The sequence below is a fragment of the Ekhidna sp. ABH4_415 genome, from assembly GCF_056161305.1.
Genome location: NZ_JBSWYW010000006.1, coordinates 354,479 through 378,091, shown reverse-complemented (window position 1 = coordinate 378,091; position 23,613 = coordinate 354,479). Strand labels below are relative to the sequence as shown.

Below are 23,613 nucleotides of genomic sequence, written 5' to 3'. Positions count from 1 at the left end.
ACTAACCACCAAAAAACATATACTTATTTTACCAAGGGGATAAGTGAAAGCAATTCTTGCTTATTGTTTCTACTTATCGGAATGTGAGCGTTATCAATCTTCACATGAGAAGATGACAAGCTTTCAATTTTGTCTAATCGGATTATGTATGATTTGTGGACCCGGTAAAAATCAGATGCAGGAAGGGTCTTTTGAAGGTTCTTCATGGTAATATGTACCGTATGACTCTTCTCCTTACACTTTACCTTCATGTAGTCTCCGTATCCCTTTATGTAATCAATACTCTTCAATGAAATTCGTTGGATTTGTCTGCCTACATTCAGGAAAATGCTTCCTTCAAACCGATCAATTTGATCTTTTATGTTCGGTGTTTCTGTTTTCAGTACTTGCATGGTGGTCATCATTTAAGTTCTCAGTTTATGTTTTTAATATTTTGTCAATATCTGAATGAGAATATCATGCGGTGCAACCTCATCCCCACCGAAGTAGGGATACAGCATATAATAAAGTCCTTTGCTACAGGTTGTTCCTCTTTTGATTCGTACCGGATCATATCCTTGTAGATAAAAGACATAATGATCTGTCGTGATCTGCAGCTGGTAATCAGTTGGTTTGTTTAGCTCTACATCACCAATGTAGGCTGTGATTCGATCGCCATTTACATAGGTATAGGCGTGTATTTCCAGCTTGCCTTCCAGCCATCTCCATCCAAAGCGGGCGCTATTTTCGTGGTGCATTGAATTACAATCCGAAAAGCCCATGAGCTTGTTAATATCGTGCTGATTTTCTACGGTAGCTGTTTCATAGATCGCTGACTGGTCGAAAATAGCCGAAAAGCTCAGTGTCTTAGACTGCAGTGACTGCATCTTCCAGCCATTGTCATGCTTTCCAGCCGGTATAATGAAATTTTCATAGGGGTCCTCCATAGCTGGCTCACATGAAAATAGCGATACAATGAGTGTGATTGTAAATAGCTTATACATTTCTGAGTGATTATAGGTGAACCAATAATTTTATTCCGGTGGAAGATTCTCTTGCACGTATACCAGCTGTGATTGCGGCTGATAATCTTTCTGTGATTTTAATCTCTGTCTCAACCTCCGGAATCAGAACGAAAAAATCATCATTTACAAATCCTGCTTTAGGCGTAAGGAAGAATCGCATATTACCACATTTGGTCAGAGGTACCACTGTTTCTATTCCATAGAATGGATACTTCTCATTGATTCCTTCATTTGTGGATCTTAAGTTTGACTGGTGCACCAAACCAATCCCAAGGCCTTTGTTTGTTTGGATTCTCAAGCCGAATCCTTTTTGGAGGCCCATCACAGTATTTTGTAAATAGGACTGTCCGGTGAGTGTTTGAGCTTTGCCAGAATAAGCCATTATCGCTAGCAGTAGGGATAAGATGAGTAGCTTTTTCATTTCTTGTTTTGTGTTTGTTTGATGGTTCAAAGGTCAGAAAATGGTTTAACCTATTTAAGAGGGAATTTCGTGTTTTAGAGGAATCAGGGAAGTACCTAGCCATTTACGGGAAATACGCAGAAGGATTTTTAATGTCATGTAATCCGTACATAAAAGTCCTATGCTTCGGTAATCTGAAAGCTGAATTCACACATACCTGACATATCTAATCCTGTCTCTAGCATTTCACTACTATAGTCAGTAGAAGAGCAACTCCAGTAGATTTTTACTTTTTTTCCAGATGCATGCGCCTCATTTAGTCGCTTTATCACCTGGAATAGATACTTGGCCGATGAAGTATTCATTAACTCTAGCTTGAAGTAAACTTTCAATTCTTCGTTATTCTTTAGATGGGATTCGATATCTGCTAACATCTGGCAGTATTTAACCCATGCATCATCAGTGATGCTCCATCCCACTGCGGTGATCAGATTAAGAGACCCCATGAAGCGTACATTGAATACTTTCAGGTCGTCTCTAACCACTCTTAATGGAGAACCTTCTTTTTGGGGACTATAAGTGATCTTTTGAGCATTCATGACAATAAAATTTTAAGGATACCTAGAGAATGTTTTAATTAGAATGAAAGTGCAACGGAAGCTTGTAGTGTTGGCCGAAAGGCTCTTGAGCCTACTCCCATACCGATACGGATGTGCTTCATAGGCTGAAAATCTGCCAGTACAGATGGTGTAATCACGAAGTTTTCACCATTGGACATTCCCGTACGTACATTAGCTTTTACAACAAACTGCTCTCGGGAGATGATTGGCACTGCGAAGTATACTCCTGCAAATTCTTTTTCATATACATGAGGGAGCGCTTCCAATTCCTCTTCTGTCATCATAAATGACTCCATTAGTGATGCTTCCTGGAAAAATGCTCCATACTCCCATTGGAATTTGTTCTCAAAACCAATCGCTGTACCTGTTTTAGGGCTCATATGGGTCTTTTCTATGTATGTTCTTACAATTACTTTCTGTGCTGAGGCCATGCTCATTATTAGCAGCAGTAGGACAAGGAATAGAAGTGGCTTTTTCATTTTCATCACTGTTTTGTTTGTTTTGATAATTCAAAAGTCAGAAAAAGCCTATCCCTGTGTGAGAGTAAATTCCGTGTTTGAAAAGATTCAGAAAATCGCGCAAAAAAGTCCGCGAGATGCGTATCGGGGAAGTACTTAGGTTGGTACGAGAATCACACAGAAGAAAATACGGATCCTCAACTACGGTTTTTTATGAAGAAGAAATAAAGGTAATCAGATGTATCTGGCTAAAGGTGGGAGTGATGAAAAGCGGTTTTCTGCTTATGCGGAGATTACGCGTCTAGAATGAAGTCATTTAATCCTGAGATCTTAATATATTTAATCTGGTACAGAAACATTCATAGCATTATCTTTATCTGAATCAGACTTCATGTACTGCAAGACGTAAGAAGTCTTCTGCCTTATCCCATTGATCCTGGGAAATATTTCTCTTGGGGGCACAAAGCCCTAAAAAGGTATTCTCTCCAATTCGGCAAATTTTTACAAGTGAGGTATCATCTTCATGGTGATAAAAATTTACGGTTTTTGTTAATGTGTCTATTCCGTAGATTTTATCCAGTGAGATCACTCGCTGCTCACAATCCGGACTCTCTCTTGATTTGAAAAGAAATGAGCGATCTGTTGTATCCAAAACAAATACAAATCCTCCCGGGATTAACCCCTTTAATGTGTTGATTTTTTGGTGAGTTCTAGAAATGACCATGGCTCCTCTTTCCTGAGTACAATTGCAAACCACTATACCTCAGATACATATATATCAAATATATTGTTGAATTGAGTGAAGTTTGCCTCAGGAAAATACGACTGTTCAGTTAGTCATTATCACTATAATCAAGGCTTTATGAGTCCCAGGTTCATTGCTTTTTTAATTAGTTCTGCCATATTCTTAGCATGCAATTTCTTCATTATGTTACCTCTATGAGCCTCTACTGTTCGTTCACTAATGAAAAGTTTTTCTGCAATTTCCTGACTCTTTAGTCCATCAGAGATATCATTTAGCACTTCAATTTCCCGTTTGGTAAGTTGGACGCTTTCAACTTTTTTCTTTTCTTTTTTAATCTCTTTGTATGAATTGAGCGCAGTGTCTATAACCTCCCTACTGAAGAATTTTCCTCCGTCATTAACTTTCTCAATGGCTACCAATATTTCATCTGCAACACTGTCTTTTACTACGTAACCTGCGATATTAAAATTAAGACCCTCCATTACATACTCTTCATCTTTATACATGCTGAGAACAATGATTCGAACATCCGGATACTTTTCACCAATTAGCTTTGAGGCTTCAAGTCCGGTCATTTCAGGCATTGAAATATCCATTAAAATAATATCAGGGATATTGCCTTCATTCATTGCTTCAATAGCTTTTGTGGCACGGTCAAATTCACCTATGATATCAATAGACTGATCCATATCAATAATGCTGCGGACACCTTTCCGCACCAATTCGTGATCTTCAACAAGAAATAGTTTAGTCTTTTTCATAAGGAATCTTTAAGCTAATAAAAGTACCGGAACCCTTCTTTGCGTCAATATTACACTCTGCATTTAAAACTTCCGCCCTAAATAAGATATTCTGTATTCCATGATGGGAAGTATCATCGGTATAGGAGCCAATTTCAAACCCATCTCCATCATCTTCGATTGTCATTTGAATATGCCTGTCAAAACCATATAATTGTATTGATGCAGTTTTAGCATTGGAGTGTTTTATAATATTGGAAATATTTTCCTGGGAAATTCTATAGATGTTTACTTTGTGTTTCATATCGAGTTCAGGAAGATCTTCCGCATGAAATTCAAATAGAATATTTGAACTTTTGTTTGCCTGATCTACAATTTTTTTTAAACAAACATCTATTGGAAAATCGCTTAAGAGTGTAGGCAGCAGACCATCAGTGACTTTTCTCATCTCATCCAAAAACTGATCTACCATATCTGCAAGTTCATCCCCTGAATCACCTTTTTTTACCGCCAGCTTAATCATATTAGCAATTTGGCCAACTCCATCATGTAAATCTCGTGCTATCCGCTCTCTTTCCTTTTCCTGACCTTCAATAAAAGAAAGAAGCCTCCGGTTTTTCATATCCTCGTTAGCTTCTCTTATTCTTACACGCTCTGTAATATCCTTGAAAAACAACAGTGTGTATTCCTCATCCAGTGATACTTTGTGTGAATAGAAGTCGCCAAATACTTTTTCAGTATCACCTAATATCAACTCTTTTTCAGAGTCGTTATCCATAGTCATTATATCTTCCTGTCTCGCACCATTACCATCAGTAAAACTCAGAATCTGATTAATATTCCGGTCCATAAGCTGATCAAATGACCTGGAGGTTATCGACTCTACCACTGAGTTTGTGTATTTAATATTTCCTTCAGCATCTAAAAGAAAAATTGCTTTATCAATGGAATTAATGATCGCCTGAAAAAGCTCACTGTTATCTTTTATCTTTTTTTCTGCCTGAGCTTTGTAAAGAGCAACATCAATATTTGAAAGTAACTCCGCTTCGTTAAATGGTTTTACTACATATCCATATGGAAGACTGAACTTTGCTTTTTCAATGGTGGGTTCATCTGTAAGAGCGGTAAGAAAAATAATGGGAATATCAAGGCTCTGTTTGATTTCAAACGCAGCATCAATCCCATCAGAATTGGTTTCCATCATGATATCCATCAATATCAGATCTGGAACTTCGTCTGATGCTGCTGATACTGCCTCTTTACCAGAGTAAACTGAAATTACTTCATGATTTCCAGACTCCAATGCATGTTTGATGTGCTGATTAACAATTAGCGAGTCTTCCGCAACTAAAATTTTTCCCATAGGTTCGCGTCGATTACTATCAATTTATAAGATTTTATCAGATATTACAATTGCAAGTGACTAGAAACACTATTCAAAATGAGTGAAATTTTCATCGTATCAAAGAATACATCACTGGCCAACTACCTTTTCCTTCTGTTGGATGAAATCTGTCCCAATACTCTTTCTATGGCCCCAAATTTCAGTCAGAAAATAGATTTGGTCATCATAGATTCCGAAACAATTTCTCCGGAAGAGATGGCGCCATACCATTCTGATATTCCTACGATCCTCTTCGCCTTTGACCTACGTCCACTATTGATTCAATACACATCTAGGTTTGATGTTAACGGCATCATAGCTCTTGACATGGAAGCATCTGATATTTTGAAAACGATTCAAGTTGCACTTCAAAAAGACATCTTCTACAATGAGACTATGATTAGCATGCTTTTCTCAAACAAGGCTAACGAAACTGCTGAACGGGTTAGATCTCTGACAGAAAGAGAAAATGAGATATTGCAGCTGATGATGCAGGACATGACCAATGAAGAAATAGCTAAAAAGCTAGACTTGAGCGTGAGAACGATAAATGCGCATAAAGGGAATATTATGCGGAAAATTGACACTAAAACCACGAGTGGATTGATCCAAACACTGATTGATTATTCTGCTACATTCAGAAAATTACTTTAAGCCCATTTTCCTGTTCGTCCAACTCAAGGGTTCCTTCAAGTTGTTTCACAAATGTCTTAATTAAGGAAATTCCCAGGCCTGTTTTACTTTCCAGCATATCGGCGGTTATTTTCTTACCATCATTGATCACCCGAAGAAGTAGTTTCTTTTCCTTTTTACCAAAGTGAATGGTCACTTTTCCAACCTGATCTTTTTGGAGTCCGTGCTTGATGGCATTACTCACCATTTCACTAACCATCAACCCAATAAGCAGTGCTTTCTCAACATCCAGTATTGCTTTAGTTGCTTTCACATCGATTGTAATACCGGAAGACCCTTGCAACACTTGTAGTTCACTGGCAATGTGACGCAGATATTCTGCAATATCAATTTCAGATACGTTATAGAACTTATATAGCTTGTCATGAATGACAGACATAGCTTTGATCCTGTCATTAATTTCATTGAAAATCGCCTTTGATTTGTCATCATCCAGATCGTAAGATTTGAGTGCCATGATGGAGGATATCAACTGCATGTTATTCTTCACCCTATGATGCACTTCTTTGATTAGGATGTTCTTCTCTTCGAGAGACGATTCAAGCTGCATTTGTAATCGTTTATCAGCCGTAATGTCATAAATCACGCCTACCATTCCTTTTACTTTAGTGTTGACGTCACGTAATATCCTGGTGAAGGCACGTAGGTACTTCTCCTCTCCCTGGACATTTACACGAAAATCCGACTCCAGAAAGTTGATCCCTTTCTTTATCATTCTCAGGCTATTCTCAATTACCTTTTCTCCGTCACTTAAAAAATATTTCTTTAGCCCTTCCACAGCTAATGGTTCTGTTGCATCAGAAAAAATCGAATACATTTGATCTTCCCAGAAGATCTCATCGGTTTCTCTATCATATTCCCATACACCCAGATTAGCTATCTCCGCTGCTAGAAGAACTCGATCTGTGAGTCGCTTAATTTTCTCTTCCGCATGTTTTTGCTCTGTAATGTCCTGTACAGTACCGATCATCCGCACAACTTGCCCTGCCTCATTTTTTATCATCTTCCCTCTCCCAGAAATCCACTTTAGCATTTTCGTTTTTAAATGGTGGATACGATAGAGTTGGTAGAAATCTTTTCCTTCCTTTATGCATTTCTCCAACTTTTGACTAAACTCTTTCAGGTCTTCCGGGTGGATGAGTTTCTCTATTATTGAAACATGCCGATCTGATTTTGAAAAGCCCATCATTGAAGTCATTTCCTCAGATGGAATAAAATTCCCTGTCGTTACATCATATTCGTAATTGGCTATTTTGGAAATACGTTGGGATTCCAGCAGTTTAAACTGGCTATCCTGTAGTTTCCTTTCTGCGGCCTTTAGGTCCGTGACATCCAGCATACCAGTGATCGAACGCTCAAAGCTCCCTTCCTCGTCGTATTCAGAAACTGCAGACAAAATCACGTCCATCACTTCTCCGTTTTTCTTCACAAAACGATATTCAACATTTCTCGCTTCTCCTTCTTGAAAAAGTTTTTTGAGGTTAGTCGCGACAGAAATCATTGAGTCCTCAGTCATGAAATCTATTGGAGTTTTTCCAATCACCTCATTTCGTTCATAGCCCATTTTCTCCAGCCAGAAATCACTCACACTTATTATCTCTAGCTTATTATTAATAGAGTGCATCATGACCGGAGCTTTGTTGTAGATATTTCGATACTTCTTGAGTGATCGCTCCAAAGCTATTTCTATCTCCTTTCGGGTGTTGATGTTTTGCCAGGCTATTACCGCACCAAAAGGCTCATTCAGTGGAGTGGCTCTAAGGTTATACCATTTGCCATCAGCAAGTTTCATCTCATGGTCTAGCACTTTCATTTCCCGATCCAGAATAGCTTTAAAACCATTCTTCAGATAATCTCTTTCATCAAAAAATTGAATGAAGTCAAAAACAGATTTGCCAATTGCAAGTTCTTCATAAGGCTGCTTCTTGACATAGATTTTAAAGTTTCTATTTAATCCAATAATGATCCCTTTTTCATCCACCACAAGTATCCCTTCATCCAAGGCGTCAAGAACTCCTTGCTTCAGCGATTCTTCTTGTTTGATCTTACGCTCCGCCTCTTTAAGACCTGTAATGTCTTCCGTGAAGTAAATCACGTTTTCCAGCTCACCGTTTGCATCAAACAGTGGATAGTATTTTAGGTGATAGCTTCGTTTAGAACCCCCTACATGTAGAAGAGGAACATCAGTGGTGATTTCACCTCGCTCACCGTTGAAAGCCTTTTTGATTAATGCTTTTTGCGAATCTTTTACGAATAGATCATTATTGAAAATATTGAACTTTCCGATGTATGCTTTAAGGTCTACCATCCAATAATCCGCGCACTTAGAGTTTGCTGCTATTAGCGTTCCCTCTTTATCATAAATGGTAATGGCATAGGGGGCTTCATCAATCATCTGCTTGTATCGCTTTTCGCTCTCCCTCAACAGATGCCGCGATATCTGAGTGTCTGTTATATCAAGAGTAATACCTCTTAAAAGGTGCGGTTTTCCATCCTGATCTTTGACAACCTCCACCAAATCACGTACCCAAATTACCTTCCCATTCATATGGACCAACCGATACTTCAATTCGTAATGGCTAGCCTCTGCAATTTTCTTGTCTTCATAGGCAAGCACTCGCTTTTTGTCAGCTTCGTGAATTCTAGATTGCCAGAATCCTTCCTTCAACCAATCCTCCTTGGGGAAGCCCAACAAGTCTTTGGCCCTGGGGCTTATATACGAAAATGTTTTTGTGCCTAGGTAAGTTTCCCAAACTACTCCATTGAGATTCTCTACTAGTATCTTATACCTGGCTGACTCCTCAATCTGTTTCTTCTCCAGCTCAATCTTTTCGGTGACATCAGAAAAGCTGGCAATACCACCAACCAATTGATTGTCCTCATCATAAACTGGCGCAGCACTAATAGAGAACCACTTTCGCCTTCCACCGACCTTTATACTTTGTACATTTGATGATACCGTTTTCTCTTCGGACAGCACCTTAGAAAGCGCATGATCATCATGCTTTAGTATTTTACCGTTTTGGTTGGTTTGATCGGTAGAGAACGCCTCATAGTGTAGACCAAAGAGATCAATTTTATTATCATGATTCAACAGTTTACAGGCAGATTCATTGGCATAAACCACCTTGCCAGAAAGGTCTACCTGAATCACACCGAATGGTATGCTTTCCAGTAAATCCTCGTGAGATATGTGCAAATGAGTATCCAAAATATAAATAGCTGGTAAGCCGATCTTTACAAGATAAAATTATTAGAATTCAACGTAAAGATTTAAAGAAATAGCACATGGTTTATCATGTAAGCATTTTAACTAAATCAATTTCCTCGTTAACACCAACTCATAATAGAGTCATTTAGTAGTCTATTTGTATGAGTTAAGTAAAAGCAATAATTGCTTAACAAAAAAAATAAATGGGTTAGCGAATCGCTATCTTAAAAAAGACAATGCGTTCAGCAGTGTGATTAGGTGATTAGGTGCCTCGGAGGAGGTACCTTTTTTTATGCCCATTTCTTTCTAAAGGATGCTGATCTTATCAAAATCAGCAAGTGTTCACTCTCTTTAATTACCTGTTCGATGATGTACACTATTGAAGATAGATGCTGTGTTAAATAGCTGATATTTAAATGTTTATATGTTTTGGCACAAGCTTTGATAACAATACAACTCATGGCAACCAACCGAACACATACCAGACTTAACCGTACGCTGCTCATCTTATTGGGCATTATACTAGCATGTCTGCTTACGCTCAATGCTAAGTCACTTTACTCTGCAGACTTGTTAAGCCAACCGACCAATATTCAGAACGTTGATGCCAAAACTCCCAAAACCTTTTTAGACCAAATTGGTAAGATCAGTTTTAAAGAATTTCACAAAAAAATCTCATCTTTAAACTAAAGAAGAATGGAAATGACAAAACGATTATTCAGATCAAATGATCGAATGCTTGGGGGAGTATGTGCAGGCATTGCGGAATACCTTGGTTGGGATCCTACAATGGTGAGGATTGCCTATATCCTCTTATCAATTGCAAGTATCGGATTCCCTGGAATTCTTGTCTATATTATCTTGTGGATTGTCATGCCACCACGCTACTAAACTTTATTGTAAAAGTTCATCCATCGATCTGGAAGTTCTCCTTTTAAAGCAAGGTCATAATCGCTGTAATTACAAGCAATCATTCTATTGCGATTGAATAGTCCTTCTGCTTCCGGGTTTGGAACTTCCATCCACCACCGCTCAGACAGTTTACTTTTATAAAAACGTATTGTTTCGGGCTCACCTCCAAGATGCACCTCGTACATGAGATAATCATTGGATTTAAAATTCTTATCTCCCTTTCTGTGGTAATACCCTTCAACAAAATACCAGATCATTGTACTCATCACAAAGGCTGTCTTTCTATCCTTTGAATCTTGCGAAGCATCATAATTGTAAAGCCCGATGGAGCTCATCTTTTCATTTTGTCCCGCATACCAAGTCAGCTGGCAGGCTTCCTCTCCTGTGAGGCCGTACACTTTGGCATTTGAAGCAGCAGGGGCATAAAAAGCCTGCAATGCAGACATATCAAAAGATAGCATATCAGCGTCCCGCACGATTGGTTCAATCTCCTTAATATTTTCTTTTACAACCCCTAGCCTCACGGCTTCAAAAGAAAGCCTTTCCACCAACTCAGTTGATTTCTGATCTGTAAGGTAGCTCTGATAGGCAAGGTGATAATAGCTGAACAAATAGTTGGGGCTATGCTTCAGAATGGTTCCTACATGCCCTTTTGCCGGTGATTGATCATCATCAAAGTCCATTGAGTTGTCAATATTTAAAACAGAAACCAGCTTATCAGCAGACTCATAACCATAGTACTGACCAAGATCCAGATCATGACTACCTCCAAATAGTATGGGCACAATATCTTTTTCCATCAAATACCCACAAACCTCTTTTAACCTCAAATAGGTATCTTCCAGCGTAGGACCATTTCGGAAATTGCCCAGATCAACAATACCGTAATCTCCAAAGCCTTTTTTCAACCCATAAAGCTGCTTTCTAACCTCGTCAGCAGATTTAGTATCAGCTTTTTCATTTTCACCTCGATACTCGCACAAGCCAATAAGTGCCATATCCATACCCTCATGATCAGGCATTTTATGGCGATTGATGTAAATGGATGATTGAAAAGATGTAGCGTCCTTATCTACGTCGACTTCAGTTGGATTGAAAAACAGCTTTAAGTCCATTTAGCTAAAATAGTATAGATAAATATTACATGAGTAATAATACATCCCTGCTTAAAAGGGAGAAGTAGATACCCGATAAGTCTCAATTGAATTATCATGTAATATGACCCCCCCTGCATTTGAATATATGAGGTCATCAACAAAGTTCAGGGAGTCTACGCGGAATACAAAAACTCCATCAATTTCATATTTCTTCATGAAATCAACCTTAGCAAATTGTTGACTCCATACCGATTTTGTTAGCGGAAGGGACTTAGCTTCTTTGGAACTGTGAAATCCATTAACCCAACTGGTAAAACTTAAAAGAAATATGATCGTTAAGCGCTTCATTTTTAAAGTTGCTTGGATCAAAAGTAGAAGCTCCTACCGCCGCATACACGAGTGATTTTCTGATTTAGATAAATGCGTAATTCACCTAAAAAAAATGCCCCGCATCTCTGCGGGGCATTTAATTGCTCTTATGTGATGTTTTATCGTATCGTAAACCCGAAAGTTTCCTCGTAATCTTTTCCTTGAATCAAAACAGTATATGTCCCTTCCGAAAACTCAACCAGGGATGATAATTCGATTTCTTTTTTGTTGACAATAGTGTCAACAGCATCATTGATGATAACTCTGACGGAACCCGGTCGCTGAACATTCAGTGTGGCCATTGTTTGCTTAGAAAAAACAGGTTGCCCACTTTCGAAATCAATTGCGGTTTGAGAAAAATTGATGACTGGAAGTTTTTTTGAATTGATAGGATCTTCTTCTCTGGCTAATAGACCTGAAAATGCGAATGCTAAAACTAGGATAACCTTTGGCATAACTGATTTTTAATTTTTTGTTTTCATTTTTATCACACTACAAAGTTGCGAATAAGAGCTATTTTAAAAATTAGTGAAATACCGAAATCGCTCTAAGCGAAATGCGTATTTTTCAAATAGCATAAAAAAAGCCTCACATTTCTGTAAGGCTTAATTTGTTTCATTAAATCTTTTTTATCCTCCGAAATCATCGAAACGGATATTTTCATCAGGGATTCCGAAATCTTCTCCCATTTTTTGTACCGCCTGGTTCATCAATGGAGGCCCGCAGAAATACAACTCAATTTCTTCCGGTTGATCATGCTTACTCAGATAATGATCGATTACCGCCTGGTGCACAAAACCTGTAAACCCATCTCCTTCATCTTCCATGCTCTCTTTAGCTTTCCAGTTGTCCTCTTCCAATGGTTCAGAAAGTACGATATGGAAGGAGAAGTTCGGAAATTTCTTTTCCAGATCGTAGAAGTGATCCAAATAGAACAGCTCACGCTTAGATCTTCCTCCGTACCAGTAGCTCACCTTTCTTCCCGTCTTAAGAGTCTTAAACAAGTGATACAGGTGTGATCGCATAGGAGCCATACCTGCTCCACCTCCTACATAAAGCATTTCTGCTTCTGATGGGTTGATGAAGAACTCACCATAAGGCCCTGAAATAGTCACTTTGTCTCCCTTCTTCAACCCAAAGATGTAAGATGATGCTATACCAGGATTAACATTCATCCAGGTGTTCTTAGCTCTATCCCACGGCGGGGTTGCAATACGCACATTCAACATAATCTCTCTTCCTTCTGCAGGATAAGAAGCCATAGAATATGCTCGCTCTATGGTTTCATCATTTTTCATTTTCAGATCCCATAGTCCAAACTTATCCCACTCCAATTGAAACTTATCCGGAGCTCCAGGGTGCTCATCAGGGTGAGCGGTGATGTCAATATCTTTAAAGTCTACCTCGCACTTAGGTACTTCGATCTGGATGTATCCTCCAGCTTCGTAATCCATCTCCTCCGGTAGCTCTACTACAAATTCTTTAATAAAAGAGGCCACATTGTAATTTCTAACAACCGTAGCTTCCCATTTTTTGATCCCGAAGATTTCTTCAGGAATCTCAATCTCCATGTCATTTTTTACTTTCACCTGGCATGCTAATCGAACATTTTCCTTCTGCTCAGAGCGGCTTAGGTGACCTACTTCTGTTGGAAGGACATCTCCACCACCCTCGATCACTTTACACTTGCACATTGCACAAGTACCTCCACCACCACAAGCAGATGGAAGAAAAACGCTCTTTTGCGAAAGTGTAGAAAGTAGGGTTGAGCCAGCTTGAGTGACCATAGGGTTATCGGAATCACCATTTACGGTAATCTTTACCGGACCCGACTGTACTAACTTGGATTGCGCTACCAACAGAATTAAAACCAATAGAAGTATTAATACTGTGAAGGCGATGATTGAAGTAATGACAATTGAAGACATATGTCTAAAACCTTTTTATTTAAAAAATCAGGGCAAATATAGTTGATCTATGACACCATATTCACCGATAATAAGAACCTTTTTTCGCTCTTGCTTTTTTAACATGTTGATTAGGTAAAATGTTGTTTAATCCAACATTTTTAGTAGGGTGGTTAGTCTTGTTTTCAACTGGCGTCTATCCACGATAAAATCAAGGAAGCCATGATCCAGCACAAACTCCGCACTTTGAAAACCTTTAGGGAGATCTTTCCCAATCGTTTCACGAATCACCCGTGGACCCGCAAACCCGATGAGGGCACCTGGCTCAGCAATGTTGAAGTCACCCAGCATTGCATAAGATGCGGTAACACCTCCCGTGGTTGGGTCTGTTAAAAGTGAGATATAAGGAATCTTCGCCTCTGATAGCAGCGCAAGTTTTGCAGAAGTTTTGGCCATCTGCATCAACGAGAATCCAGCTTCCATCATTCTGGCACCTCCTGACTTGGAGATCATAAGAAAAGGAAGCTTGTTCTTTAATGAATAATCGATCGCTCGAGCGATTTTCTCCCCTACTACAGACCCCATAGATCCGCCAATGAATGAGAAGTCCATACAAGCAACCACGATACTTATTCCGTTCATTTTACCTGTAGCACTACGCACAGCATCTTTCAATCCCGTTTTCTTTTGGGTTGCTTTGATCCGATCCGGATACTTTTTGGTATCCTCAAATTTGAGTGGATCACCAGAAGTCAGATCCTCATCCAACTCGGTAAACTTGTTGTTGTCAAATAATATTTCAAAATACTCCTTTGACCCAATACGTACGTGGTAATCATCATCTGGGCATACATAGGAGTTGTTTTTCAACTCCCGCATGTGGATGATCTTACCACTTGGGGTCTTGTACCAGAGGCCATCAGGTACCTCTTTTTTATCTTCCGTCTTGGTGAGTATTCCCTTGCTTTGTCGCTTAAACCACGCCATTCGAATTCTTTCTCAGTGAATCAGCAAAGCTAAATGATAATTTTATTTTACCTCCTCAAAATCGACATATTCCCCGCCACTATAATTATCATCTTTCTTCGATCTATTATTAGGAATATTATCAATATTTAAATTGGAATCAGGTGCTTTTCTAGACCTCCTCGAATAATGAGCTTGACCATTACCAAACTGCTGGTGCCTGTTAAAACCACCAAATAGTCCGGAAAAGATAAAAGAGGACACCCGATAAAAGACATATCCAATAAGGATTAATATGATAATTATCTTTAGCATGCCTATTTAACTTATCGACTCAGATACAAGTTTCGCTCAGCGTAAATTTCCATGAAATAATCATCCATCAAATCATCTATGAAGTAAATCGCCTCTCCGGTTGACTTCATTTCAGGGCCCAACTCTTTGTTTACATTCGGGAACTTATGAAATGAGAATACCGGCTCCTTAATCGCATACCCTTTTTTATAAGGCTTGAATTCAAAGTCTGAAAGCTTCTTCTCCCCAAGCATGATTTTGGTCGCATAGTTTACATACGGCTCACGATAAGCCTTACAGATAAACGGAACTGTTCTCGACGCACGTGGATTCGCCTCAATGATATAAACCTTGTCATCTTTCACCGCAAACTGGATATTGATCAACCCAACAGTCTCTAGTGCCACAGCAATCTTCTTAGTATAGTCTTCAATTTGTCGGATAACCAGGTCTCCCAGATTGTAAGGAGGAAGTACCGCATAAGAATCTCCGGAGTGGATACCTGCTGGCTCAATGTGTTGCATGATACCAATGATGTAAACATTTTCTCCATCACATATAGCATCAGCTTCTGCCTCTATTGCACCTTTAAGGAAATGATCTAGAAGGATTTCTCCGTCGGGCTTGTCTTTGATGATATCAACTACGTGCTGTTCCAGTTCTGTCTCGTTGATCACGATCTTCATGCTTTGCCCACCTAGCACATAGCTAGGCCTTACCAAAAGCGGAAACCCTAATTCTTTCGAAAGCTCTACTGCCTCTTCTGCACTTTCTATAGCTCCATACAATGGATAAGGAATGTCGTTTTCTTTTAAAAGATCTGAGAATCTCCCACGTGCCTCTGCTAAATCCAGTGCTTCGAAGCTTGTCCCCAGAATCTTGATTCCATATCTATCCAATTTTTCAGCCAGCTTAAGAGCTGTCTGCCCTCCAAGCTGAACGATTACTCCTTCCGGCTTTTCATGAAGAATAATGTCATAAATGTGCTCCCAGAAAACTGGCTCAAAGTATAGTTTATCTGCAACATCAAAATCCGTAGAAACAGTCTCCGGATTACAATTGATCATGATGGTCTCATAACCACATTCCTTAGCAGCAAGCACACCATGTACACATGAGTAATCAAACTCAATTCCCTGACCTATTCTATTTGGACCAGATCCGAGAACAATGATTTTCTTTTTGTCTGTTACAACAGACTCGTTTTCATCCTCGAACGTAGAATAGTAATACGGAGTTTGTGCCTCAAATTCTGCTGCACACGTATCTACCAGTTTATAAACACGCTTTATTCCTTCGTCATTTCTTTTCTTATAAACTTCGCTTTCAAGGCAGCCCATCAGGTGAGCAATCTGTCTATCAGCATATCCCTTTTGTTTGGCTTCCATCAGAAGACTCCTAGGAATGGAGTCCACCTTATATTTCTCAATCTCCTTCTCAAGCGTAATGAGCTCTTCGATTTGATTTAAGAACCACGGATCTATCTTAGAAAGTTTATGTATAGTCTTGAATGGGATTCCAAGCTTGAATGCATCATAAATATGGAATAGTCTATTCCAGCTTGGATGCTCCAAGCTATGAAGAATCGCCTCCTGATCTTTTAGCTCCCTGCCATCTGCTCCTAATCCATTTCGTTTGATCTCTAATGACTGACAGGCTTTTTGAAGCGCTTCCTGGAAATTTCTCCCGATCCCCATGGCCTCACCAACTGACTTCATTTGGAGACCAAGTTTTCTATCCGATCCTTTGAACTTATCGAAGTTCCATCTCGGCACTTTAACAATTGTATAGTCAATTGCTGGTTCGAAAAATGCTGAGGTCGTTTTTGTGATTTGATTGCTGAGCTCATCCAGGTTATAACCTATCGCCAGCTTAGCTGCAATTTTTGCAATTGGGTAGCCAGTCGCTTTTGATGCGAGGGCAGATGAACGTGAAACCCTTGGGTTGATCTCAATTCCAATGATATCCTCTGTGTCCGGATTTACTGAAAACTGCACATTGCATCCTCCCGCAAAGTGACCAATTCCGTTCATCATAAGTTTGGCCATGTCACGCATTCTCTGATACACAGTATCAGAAAGTGTCATAGCTGGTGCAACGGTAATCGAATCACCTGTGTGAACACCCATTGGGTCAAAGTTCTCAATCGAACAGATAATAATGATGTTCCCGAGATTATCACGAAGAAGCTCTAACTCATACTCCTTCCAGCCTAAAATACTCTGCTCTACTAACACCTCGTGTATCGGTGAGGCCTGAAGGCCAGCATTCAATGCAGTATCAAATTCTTCCGGTGAATTAACGAATCCACCACCATACCCACCTAGTGTATAAGACGGTCTGATTACCAATGGAAACCCAATTTCCTGTGCAATTTCTTTTCCTTTCAAAAAGGATGTTGCCGTCTCTCCCTTACACACCCCTACACCCAACTCGATCATTTTATGACGGAATTTCTCACGGTCTTCAGTGGTTTCGATGGCATCAATATTTACACCGATCATCTCCACGTTGTATTTTTCCCATATTCCAGCTTTATCACAATCAATCGCGAGATTAAGAGCGGTTTGGCCTCCCATGGTTGGGAGAACCGCATCGATTTGCGGGTGCTCCTCCAGAATTTCACGAATCGATTGTTTAGTTAAGGGCTTCAGGTACACATTATCAGCAGTAACCGGATCGGTCATGATGGTTGCAGGGTTCGAATTGATCAAAGTGACCTCAATTCCTTCCTCGCGCAACGATTTTGAAGCTTGAGATCCTGAATAATCAAATTCGCAAGCCTGACCAATAATGATAGGACCACTTCCGATAATTAAGACTGATTTAATTTTTGGGTTTTTTGGCATGAGATGAGTGTATTTCCTGTGAGTTAATCAGGTTAAAACAAATTCCGGCAAAATTAAGGTATGAACGATGGGTAGCAAAGGAATTTCTCAATTAGTAATGTGGTTAATTGGTAGGTTAGCCAGAAGGCTGAATATTTGCGCAACAGTAAAGACCCAAAAAATGAAAGAAGCATACATCATTGACGGAATAAGAACACCTATTGGAAATTTTGGAGGAACGCTCTCAGCGGTACGAACAGATGATTTGGCTGCCTTAGTCATTAAGGAGTTGATGAGTAGAAATTCGAATCTTGATCCAAAAGCCATCGATGAAGTAATCATGGGCTGTGCCAACCAGGCTGGGGAAGATAACAGGAACGTCGCACGTATGGCTTTGCTTTTAGCAGGTCTTCCTTTTTCTGTTCCAGGTGAAACTGTCAATCGATTGTGTGCCTCAGGAATGTCTGCGATAGTTCATGCAAATCGCGCTATTAAGACAGGAGATGGTGACTTGTTTATTTCAGGCGGTGTAGAGAACATGACCCGTGGACCCTGGGTGATATCTAAATCGGCCAAACCATTCGGAACGGATGCTAAAATGTTCGATTCCAGTTTTGGGTGGAGATTCATCAATCCTAAGATGGAAGAGCTTTACGGTACGGATGGCATGGGACAGACCGCTGAAAACCTTGTGGAAATTCATAAAATCAGTCGGAAAGATCAGGATGCATTCGCCTATCGATCTCAGATGAAAGCAACAGAAGCTCAGAAAAATGGCCGATTAGATGAAGAAATTGTTGCGGTAGAGATCCCACAGCGAAAAGCAGATTCTATCATTTTTGCTAAAGATGAATTTGTTAAACCAACCACTTCATTGGAAGTACTTGGAAAGCTGCGAGCAGCATTCAAGAAGGATGGTTCGGTTACTGCCGGAAACTCTTCCGGATTAAATGATGGTGCTGCTGCGGTATTAGTGGCCTCAGAAGAGGGCGTTAAAAATCACGGCTTAAAACCTCTTGCAAGAATAGTATCATCCGGAGTAGTAGGTGTTGAACCTCGCATCATGGGAATTGGTCCCGTAGAGGCTTCAAAGAAAGCATTAGCCAAAGCTGGTCTTACATTGGATCAGATAGATATCATTGAATTGAATGAAGCATTTGCAGCTCAGTCATTGGCTTGTACTCGAACACTTGGACTTGACGATGACGATGAACGCATCAATCCAAACGGAGGTGCGATTGCTATTGGTCACCCATTGGGAATGACTGGAGCAAGGATTACTCTCTCTGCAGCTTTACAATTACAAAAGACAGGGAAACAGTATGCTCTTTGCACCATGTGTATAGGTGTGGGTCAGGGGTATGCCGTTATTCTGGAGAGAACATAGATTAAAGTCGCTCATCTTGCTAAAATCTTAACTTAATGAAGATGCCACCACCGCTTTCAATGGGTTGATACTTAGAATACCAGTGAATTTCTATGCCAATGTTAACATTAAATATAAATACGCCAGAAGTTATCCCTCCACCAAAAGTTCCGTAAGAAGGTTGCTCACGATCTTTCATTTTATGAAATCGAAAGTATCCAAGCCGGCCGCTGAAATAAGGCATAATGTGTTTGCCTCGTTTCCTAACCTGATAAGTGAGCAAAAAAGAATTAAGTTTATGATGTTTACTCCCCAACCATTTGAGGTTTTTGTAGCTTAATTCGAAACCAACCGAATTATTATTGGCGAATGTTAACTGAGGCTCAAGGTAAAATGCTTGACCAAAGGCCCCATCACTTACAGAAATGCCAGTACCAACCTGGAGATGAAAGGACTTGCTAAAATTCTTCGAATAAGGTTGACAAAATGAAAAATGAGCCAATCCTAAAGAAAGCAATGAATAAACCAGAACCCTCATAGTATCAAGGTTTACTATTAAGGCCAGGTTTAATTCACAAACCCCCAACAAAAAAAGGGGCTATTGCCCCTTTTTAATTTACTTATTTAATTGAGAATTAATCCCTACTTAGAATTCTTACTCCAAGGTTGAATTGAATGTAGTTAGCATCTTTTACGATGTTATAGGCTGCACCCAAATTCATTCTACCGATATAAACACCAGCACGTGGTGCAAAACCAAATTCTGTTGAGCTTTCTCCTTCAGTAGTTGTGCCTCCAAAAGTTACTTCAGCACCCTTTGCAAAATACATTCCTAACCCAAGTCCAGCATATGGTGTTACATTACTAGTTGAAAATCGATATGTACCGGTAGCAAGCACAGGAACAATAGCTGTAGCTGAGGCAGATCCGGAAACTCCTCCAGATGAAAAATCTTCACCAGCAAATCCATTGCTACCAATGTAAAGCCCTAAATCGATGTTTTCAGTCATTGCATATTTTGGCTCGATGTAGAAACCAACTCCCAACTTATAAGAATCAGCAAAATCCCCTTGTGGCATGTTGAAGTTCGGTCCCAATTCGATGTGAAACTGAGCACTAGCAGTGTAGGCAAATAACGCGATAGCGCAAATACTTAAAATTAACTTTTTCATAATAGTAGTTGGTTATTGATTTTTGCACGCAAGCTAGTGATAAGTTCACAAAAAGTAAATAGCATTAAAGCAGCATTTTTTTAAGTAATTAAGCATCAATGATATACGAATTCAATAACCTCAAACCAGTCATCCATCCCTCTTCATTCATCCACCCTCTTGCCGCTGTAACTGGGGATGTTATTATAGGAAAAGATGTGTACGTCGGTCCTGGAGCCGCCATTCGCGGAGATTGGGGCCGAATTGTGATCGAGGATGGATGCAATGTTCAGGAAAATTGCACCATCCATATGTTTCCAGGAATAACCATCACGCTGAAAGAAAGTGCACACATTGGACATGGTGCTATTGTACATGGAGCCAATATTGGAAGTAATGTATTGGTGGGTATGAATGCAGTTATCATGGATAATTCGGAGATTGGGGATGAATGCATTGTTGGGGCTCTTGCCTTTATCAAAGCGGATTCTATCTTCGCACCTCGAGGTTTGATAGTAGGTAATCCAGCAAAGAAAGTAAAAGAGGTGAGTGATGAAATGATTGCCTGGAAAACGGAAGGAACCAAACTATACCAAAAGCTTCCCGAAGAGTGTTACGACACCCTTAAGGAATGTGAACCTTTACGGGAGGTTGAACCGGACCGACCGATAGCATCAGCTGCATATAAAACCTGGAACGAAACAAAATAATAGACGATTTTAATTACATGACGGATCAAAATATGCACATTGCTGTTTCCGGCAATATTGGAGCTGGAAAAACTACACTGACAGAGATGCTCGCCAAACACTATGGTTGGCAGGCAGAATTTGAGTCTGTAGAGGACAACCCTTACCTACAAGACTTCTATGGCGACATGCACAAATGGACATTTCACCTTCAAATCTATTTTTTGAATAGTCGTTTTGAACAAATCAACAAACTCAGACGTGGGGACAAGACCATCATTCAGGATCGTACGATTTACGAGGATGCATACATTTTTGCTGAGAGCCTTTATAAGCAGGGTTTCTTTAAAGAAAGAGATTATCAAAACTACCGTGCATTATTTGACTCTATGATTGAGTTTGTGAAACCACCTGACCTGCTTATTTACTTAAGATCCGACATAAGCAAGCTGGTAAAAAATATAGAAACAAGAGGCAGAGACTATGAAAACCTGATCCGAATCGAATACTTAAAAGGCTTGAATGAGCATTATGAAAACTGGATCAATAATTATGAAGCTGGCCGACTACTGATCGTAGATGTTTCAGAAATTGACTTTGTGAAAAACACAGAAGATTTCTCAGACATAGTCTTCAAAATTGATACGGAACTGCACGGCCTTTTTAGTTAACAGAGCTTTTGATATCTGCTTAACTTTACATCTGAACCTAGAATAAATAACTCATGTCAATACCCAAAATAAAACATTACATAGCTGGAAAATGGATGGAGGGTGCTGGAGACGGTGAGGTACTTCATCATGCCATCACCGGAGATCCGGTAGCTGCTCACACCATTGAAGGAATTGATTTCAAAGATGCTTATGATCATGCTCGAAATGTGGGGAATGCTGCATTGAGGAAAATGACCTTCCAGGAGCGAGGCTTGATGTTAAAGGCTTTAGCCTTCCACCTTTTAGACAATAAGGAGAAGTTTTATGAAGTCAGCAAAGCAACAGGGGCCACTCGTGTAGATAGCTGGATTGATATTGAGGGCGGAATTGGTAATGTATTTTCAAATGCATCTCTCAGAAGACAATTTCCGGACCTCCCCTATCATGTGGATGGCGATACCGTAGGCCTTTCAAAAGAAGGAACATTTATTGGACACCACATCATGGTGCCAAAAGATGGAGTTGCAGTACACATCAATGCGTTTAACTTCCCGATCTGGGGAATGCTGGAAAAAGCAGCAGTAAACTGGCTGGCCGGAATGCCATGCATCGTGAAGCCGGCAGAACAAACCTGCTACCTCACTGAGGCCATGGTGAAGGAAATCATTGATTCCAAAATTCTACCGGAAGGGGCTCTTCAGTTAGTAGCAGGATATGGTAATGGTATTTTGGATCATGTAGATTCTCAGGATGTTGTAACATTTACCGGATCATTTGACACAGGAAAAAAATTAAAGACGCTTCCTCAGATTGTTGAAAATTCAGTTCCATTCAACCTAGAAGCTGACTCGCTAAACTGTGCGGTTCTCGGAGAAGATGCAGTTCCAGGAACACCGGAATTCGATCTATTTATCAAAGAGGTCCGGAAAGAGATCACCGTGAAATGCGGACAAAAATGTACGGCAGTACGAAGAATCATAGTCCCAGAAAAGCTGGTAGAAGATGTACAAATCGCATTGGGCAAAGCATTTGAAAAAACCACGATTGGCGATCCCGATGTGGAGGGTGTGCGAATGGGCGCCCTGGCTGGAAAAGAACAGCTCGAAGAAGTAACTAAGCGTGTTGCGGAACTGGCAAAAACTTCTGAGCTGGTATACGGTTCACTGGATAATGTGGGTGAGGCCATGGGTGCGGACTGGAAAAAAGGCGCGTTTATGTCGCCAATGCTCTTCGTGAACCAAAAACCATTGGACACAGAAGAAGTGCACAACATCGAAGCATTTGGTCCTGTAAGTACGATCCTTCCATACAAAACAATGGATGAGGCGATTGCTATTTCCAAAAAAGGGAAAGGATCACTTTGCTCGTCTATCACCACGGCAGATGATAAACTGGCTAGAGAATATGTGGTTGGAGCTTCGACTCACCATGGTAGAATCCTGGTATTAAATCAGGAATGTGCGAAAGAATCTACCGGTCACGGTTCTCCTATGCCACAGCTTGTGCATGGAGGTCCGGGGCGTGCCGGAGGTGGTGAAGAGATGGGAGGAAAGCGAGGCGTAATGCACTACCTGCAACGTACAGCGATTCAGGGATCTCCTACGACACTGACCGAAATCACTCAGCAATACCAGTATGGTGGTGAGTATAAGGATACCGAGACCCATCCATTCTCAAAGTATTTTGAAGATCTGGAAATTGGTGACACGGTAATTACAGCAAAGCGAACCATTACAGAAGGTGACATTGTCACGTTTGCTAATGTGAGCTGGGATCACTTTTACGCTCACACGGATGTGACTTCTCTGGAAGGAACCACCTTCGAAGGGCGTGTGGCACATGGCTACTTCATCCTATCTGCTGCTGCCGGGCTATTTGTTCAGGCGAAGAAAGGGCCGGTTCTTTTGAATTATGGGTTAGAGGAATGTCGATTCACTAAACCCGTTTATCCTGGCATGACCATAGGTGTTAGGTGCACAGTAAAACAAAAAGTAGATCAGGAAAAGAAAGACGATATCGCTAAAGGTATTGTGAAATTCCTCGTGGACGTCTATGATGAAACTGGAGAAACCGTGGCAATTGCTACGATTTTAACGATGATAAAAAAACGTGATCAGAGTTAAATC

Annotated in this window: 25 protein-coding genes; 7 read left to right on the top strand and 18 right to left on the bottom strand. The window is 40.1% G+C overall.

What is annotated here, in order from left to right; all coding sequences use genetic code 11:
• Positions 1 to 23 precede the first annotated feature (23 nt).
• The 8 genes from ACXAH9_RS12970 to ACXAH9_RS12935 all read right to left on the bottom strand — a co-directional run bounded on the left by ACXAH9_RS12970 (position 24) and on the right by ACXAH9_RS12935 (position 5,330).
• Complete coding sequence (locus tag ACXAH9_RS12970) at positions 24 to 392, bottom strand: LytR/AlgR family response regulator transcription factor (RefSeq protein WP_474895284.1); 369 nt, start codon at positions 390 to 392, stop codon at positions 24 to 26.
• 33 nt (positions 393 to 425) lie between these two features.
• Positions 426 to 983, bottom strand: a complete 558-nt coding sequence (locus ACXAH9_RS12965) for a hypothetical protein (protein WP_474895283.1) — start codon at positions 981 to 983, stop codon at positions 426 to 428.
• 10 nt (positions 984 to 993) lie between these two features.
• Entirely contained in the window at positions 994 to 1,425 is a 432-nt protein-coding gene (locus ACXAH9_RS12960) for a hypothetical protein (RefSeq protein ID WP_474895282.1), read from the bottom strand.
• Between the two features lie 158 nt (positions 1,426 to 1,583).
• A complete protein-coding gene (locus tag ACXAH9_RS12955) occupies positions 1,584 to 2,003 on the bottom strand; it encodes a SiaC family regulatory phosphoprotein (RefSeq protein ID WP_474895281.1) in 420 nt (139 codons plus the stop codon).
• Between the two features lie 38 nt (positions 2,004 to 2,041).
• Positions 2,042 to 2,503 (bottom strand): hypothetical protein, encoded by a 462-nt coding sequence (locus tag ACXAH9_RS12950; RefSeq protein ID WP_474895280.1) that lies wholly within the window; start codon positions 2,501 to 2,503, stop codon positions 2,042 to 2,044.
• Positions 2,504 to 2,864: 361 nt separating this feature from the next.
• Entirely contained in the window at positions 2,865 to 3,206 is a 342-nt protein-coding gene (locus ACXAH9_RS12945; RefSeq protein WP_474895279.1) for a hypothetical protein, read from the bottom strand.
• 128 nt (positions 3,207 to 3,334) lie between these two features.
• Entirely contained in the window at positions 3,335 to 3,988 is a 654-nt protein-coding gene (locus tag ACXAH9_RS12940) for a response regulator (protein WP_474895278.1), read from the bottom strand.
• Positions 3,975 to 5,330, bottom strand: a complete 1,356-nt coding sequence (locus ACXAH9_RS12935; RefSeq protein ID WP_474895277.1) for a response regulator — start codon at positions 5,328 to 5,330, stop codon at positions 3,975 to 3,977. The genes ACXAH9_RS12940 and ACXAH9_RS12935 overlap by 14 nt, the downstream gene beginning before the upstream one ends.
• Before the next feature lie 78 nt (positions 5,331 to 5,408).
• Here ACXAH9_RS12935 and ACXAH9_RS12930 point away from each other — a divergent pair, with 78 nt between their 5' ends.
• On the top strand, positions 5,409 to 6,005 hold the full coding sequence (locus ACXAH9_RS12930) for a helix-turn-helix transcriptional regulator (protein ID WP_474895276.1): 597 nt from the start codon (positions 5,409 to 5,411) through the stop codon (positions 6,003 to 6,005).
• Here ACXAH9_RS12930 and ACXAH9_RS12925 read toward each other — a convergent pair.
• On the bottom strand, positions 5,989 to 9,255 hold the full coding sequence (locus ACXAH9_RS12925) for a PAS domain S-box protein (protein ID WP_474895275.1): 3,267 nt from the start codon (positions 9,253 to 9,255) through the stop codon (positions 5,989 to 5,991). The genes ACXAH9_RS12930 and ACXAH9_RS12925 overlap by 17 nt on opposite strands.
• 459 nt (positions 9,256 to 9,714) lie before the next feature.
• Between ACXAH9_RS12925 and ACXAH9_RS12920 the strand changes: the two genes are divergently transcribed.
• Together ACXAH9_RS12920 and ACXAH9_RS12915 are read left to right on the top strand one after the other, a co-directional pair.
• Positions 9,715 to 9,945 carry a hypothetical protein gene (locus ACXAH9_RS12920; protein ID WP_474895274.1) on the top strand — a complete coding sequence of 77 codons (231 nt, stop codon included), beginning with the start codon at positions 9,715 to 9,717 and terminating at the stop codon, positions 9,943 to 9,945.
• A gap of 12 nt (positions 9,946 to 9,957) precedes the next feature.
• Positions 9,958 to 10,146 (top strand): PspC domain-containing protein, encoded by a 189-nt coding sequence (locus ACXAH9_RS12915; protein WP_474895273.1) that lies wholly within the window; start codon positions 9,958 to 9,960, stop codon positions 10,144 to 10,146.
• On the opposite strand, the gene ACXAH9_RS12910 is transcribed toward ACXAH9_RS12915, so the two are convergent.
• The 7 genes from ACXAH9_RS12910 to carB all read right to left on the bottom strand — a co-directional run bounded on the left by ACXAH9_RS12910 (position 10,143) and on the right by carB (position 17,649).
• A complete protein-coding gene (locus ACXAH9_RS12910; protein WP_474895272.1) occupies positions 10,143 to 11,282 on the bottom strand; it encodes a formimidoylglutamase in 1,140 nt (379 codons plus the stop codon). The genes ACXAH9_RS12915 and ACXAH9_RS12910 overlap by 4 nt on opposite strands.
• A gap of 51 nt (positions 11,283 to 11,333) precedes the next feature.
• Positions 11,334 to 11,612: a hypothetical protein gene (locus ACXAH9_RS12905; protein WP_474895271.1), complete on the bottom strand. Its 279-nt coding sequence runs from the start codon at positions 11,610 to 11,612 to the stop codon at positions 11,334 to 11,336.
• A gap of 140 nt (positions 11,613 to 11,752) precedes the next feature.
• Positions 11,753 to 12,088, bottom strand: coding sequence for a hypothetical protein (locus ACXAH9_RS12900; protein ID WP_474895270.1), 336 nt, complete (start codon positions 12,086 to 12,088; stop codon positions 11,753 to 11,755).
• A 174-nt stretch (positions 12,089 to 12,262) separates the two neighbouring features.
• The gene (nqrF, locus tag ACXAH9_RS12895) at positions 12,263 to 13,561 is read right to left on the bottom strand and encodes an NADH:ubiquinone reductase (Na(+)-transporting) subunit F (RefSeq protein ID WP_474895269.1); all 1,299 of its coding nucleotides are present in this window, start codon (positions 13,559 to 13,561) and stop codon (positions 12,263 to 12,265) included.
• Between the two features lie 126 nt (positions 13,562 to 13,687).
• Positions 13,688 to 14,527 (bottom strand): acetyl-CoA carboxylase, carboxyltransferase subunit beta, encoded by an 840-nt coding sequence (accD, locus tag ACXAH9_RS12890; protein ID WP_474895268.1) that lies wholly within the window; start codon positions 14,525 to 14,527, stop codon positions 13,688 to 13,690.
• A 42-nt stretch (positions 14,528 to 14,569) separates the two neighbouring features.
• Complete coding sequence (locus ACXAH9_RS12885; protein ID WP_474895267.1) at positions 14,570 to 14,821, bottom strand: hypothetical protein; 252 nt, start codon at positions 14,819 to 14,821, stop codon at positions 14,570 to 14,572.
• A gap of 11 nt (positions 14,822 to 14,832) precedes the next feature.
• Positions 14,833 to 17,649 (bottom strand): carbamoyl-phosphate synthase large subunit, encoded by a 2,817-nt coding sequence (carB, locus tag ACXAH9_RS12880; protein WP_474895266.1) that lies wholly within the window; start codon positions 17,647 to 17,649, stop codon positions 14,833 to 14,835.
• 160 nt (positions 17,650 to 17,809) lie between these two features.
• On the opposite strand from carB, the gene pcaF reads away from it, so the two are divergent.
• Entirely contained in the window at positions 17,810 to 19,015 is a 1,206-nt protein-coding gene (gene pcaF, locus ACXAH9_RS12875; RefSeq protein ID WP_474895265.1) for a 3-oxoadipyl-CoA thiolase, read from the top strand.
• A gap of 19 nt (positions 19,016 to 19,034) precedes the next feature.
• Here pcaF and ACXAH9_RS12870 read toward each other — a convergent pair whose 3' ends face one another.
• Both ACXAH9_RS12870 and ACXAH9_RS12865 read right to left on the bottom strand, forming a co-directional pair.
• The gene (locus tag ACXAH9_RS12870; RefSeq protein ID WP_474895264.1) at positions 19,035 to 19,532 is read right to left on the bottom strand and encodes a hypothetical protein; all 498 of its coding nucleotides are present in this window, start codon (positions 19,530 to 19,532) and stop codon (positions 19,035 to 19,037) included.
• 97 nt (positions 19,533 to 19,629) lie between these two features.
• Positions 19,630 to 20,166, bottom strand: coding sequence for a hypothetical protein (locus ACXAH9_RS12865; protein WP_474895263.1), 537 nt, complete (start codon positions 20,164 to 20,166; stop codon positions 19,630 to 19,632).
• A 98-nt stretch (positions 20,167 to 20,264) separates the two neighbouring features.
• On the opposite strand from ACXAH9_RS12865, the gene ACXAH9_RS12860 reads away from it, so the two are divergent.
• From ACXAH9_RS12860 to paaZ, 3 genes are read left to right on the top strand one after another with little or no spacing between them, the layout of a single operon-like run.
• Positions 20,265 to 20,855 (top strand): acyltransferase, encoded by a 591-nt coding sequence (locus ACXAH9_RS12860; protein ID WP_474895262.1) that lies wholly within the window; start codon positions 20,265 to 20,267, stop codon positions 20,853 to 20,855.
• Positions 20,856 to 20,887: 32 nt separating this feature from the next.
• The gene (locus ACXAH9_RS12855) at positions 20,888 to 21,505 is read left to right on the top strand and encodes a deoxynucleoside kinase (protein ID WP_474895294.1); all 618 of its coding nucleotides are present in this window, start codon (positions 20,888 to 20,890) and stop codon (positions 21,503 to 21,505) included.
• A 53-nt stretch (positions 21,506 to 21,558) separates the two neighbouring features.
• Entirely contained in the window at positions 21,559 to 23,610 is a 2,052-nt protein-coding gene (gene paaZ, locus ACXAH9_RS12850) for a phenylacetic acid degradation bifunctional protein PaaZ (protein WP_474895261.1), read from the top strand.
• Positions 23,611 to 23,613 lie beyond the last annotated feature (3 nt).